Below are 1,766 nucleotides of genomic sequence, written 5' to 3' on the forward strand. Positions count from 1 at the left end.
CCTGCACGCGGCGTAAGTCACGCCGTCCGGCCATGACCCCGGAGCGGCACCCGGCCACCACCGCAACCCACCCAGCCCGTCCGGCGCCTGAGGACAACCCGACCACCGGGCGGACCCGGCAAACGAAACCCCTACTAGTGACACGTTGAGTTTCAGTACGTACGCTCCTGAATATGGATATGCACACTGTCGTCGTGGGGACCTCCGGCACCACCGCCGAAGACGTCGTCGCCGTCGCCCGCGGCAACGCCCGCGTCGAGCTTTCCGCCGAGGCCCTCGCCGCGCTCGCCGCCGCCCGCGAGATCGTCGACGCGCTCGCCGCCAAGCCCGAGCCCGTGTACGGCGTCTCCACCGGCTTCGGCGCGCTCGCCAGCCGGGCCATCGGTCCGGACCTGCGGGGGCGGCTCCAGCGCAACATCGTGCGGTCGCACGCCGCCGGGATGGGCCCCCGCGTCGAGCGCGAGGTCGTGCGGGCGCTGATGTTCCTGCGGCTCAAGACCGTCGCGTCCGGGCACACCGGCGTACGCCCGCAGGTCGCGCAGACCATGGCGGACGTGCTGAACGCGGGGATCACCCCCCTCGTCCACGAGTACGGCTCCCTCGGCTGCTCCGGCGACCTCGCGCCGCTGTCCCACTGCGCGCTGACGCTGATGGGCGAGGGCGACGCCGAGGGCCCTGACGGCACGCTGAGGCCCGCCGGTGAGCTGCTCGCCGCGCACGGCATCGCGCCCGTCGAGCTGCGCGAGAAGGAGGGTCTCGCGCTCCTCAACGGCACCGACGGGATGCTCGGCATGCTGGTCATGGCCCTCGCCGACCTCCAGCGGCTCTACACCTCCGCCGACATCACCGCCGCGCTGACCCTGGAGGCCCTGCTCGGCACGGACAAGGTCCTCGCCCCCGAGCTGCACGCCATCCGCCCGCACCCCGGCCAGGGCGCCAGCGCCGACAACATGCTGCGGGTGCTCGACGGGTCCGGGCTGACCGGGCACTTCCAGGAGGACGCCGCGCCCCGGGTGCAGGACGCGTACTCCGTGCGCTGCGCCCCGCAGGTCGCCGGTGCGGGCCGGGACACCCTGGCGTACGCCCGGATCGTGGCCGATCGCGAGCTGGCGTCCTCCGTGGACAACCCGGTCGTGCTGCCGGACGGGCGCGTGGAGTCCAACGGCAACTTCCACGGCGCCCCCGTGGCGTACGTCCTGGACTTCCTCGCGATCGTCGCCGCCGACCTCGGCTCCATCGCCGAGCGCCGTACGGACCGGCTGCTCGACAAGAACCGCTCGCACGGCCTGCCCGCCTTCCTCGCGGACGACCCCGGTGTCGACTCGGGCCTGATGATCGCCCAGTACACGCAGGCCGCGCTGGTCAGCGAGATGAAGCGGCTGGCCGTCCCGGCGTCCGTCGACTCCATCCCGTCGTCGGCGATGCAGGAGGATCATGTGTCGATGGGCTGGTCGGCGGCGCGCAAGCTCCGTACGGCCGTCGCGCATCTGACGCGCATCGTCGCGGTGGAGATGTACGCGGCGACCCGCGCGATCGAGCTGCGTACGGGCCTGGTGCCCGCGCCCGCCTCGCGGGCCGCCATCGAGGCGGTGCGTGCGGCGGGGATCGAGGGGCCGGGTCCCGACCGGTTCCTGGCGCCGGATCTCGCGGCGGCCGACACGTTCGTGCACGAGGGCCGGCTGGTGGCCGCGGTGGAGCCGGTGACCGGTCCGCTGGCCTGACGCCGAGGGGTGTACGCGGAGGGGGCCGCCCGGCTGTGCCGGGCC

Annotated in this window: 1 protein-coding gene; it reads left to right on the forward strand. The window is 73.7% G+C overall.

The annotated features are described in order from the left end of the window. The first annotated feature begins 179 nt into the window (after positions 1–179). Entirely contained in the window at positions 180–1,721 is a 1,542-nt protein-coding gene (gene hutH, locus ACFUN8_RS37280) for a histidine ammonia-lyase (protein WP_383647869.1), read from the forward strand. Positions 1,722–1,766: the final 45 nt, after the last annotated feature.

This window comes from Streptomyces sp. NPDC057307 (genome assembly GCF_042667665.1).
Classification (GTDB): Bacteria; Actinomycetota; Actinomycetes; order Streptomycetales; family Streptomycetaceae; genus Streptomyces.

What these genes read in the sequence shown, in the direction of transcription:
- hutH (WP_383647869.1), top strand. Translation starts at nt 180, where the DNA reads ATGCACACTGTCGTCGTGGGGACCTCCGGCACCACCGCCGAAGACGTC.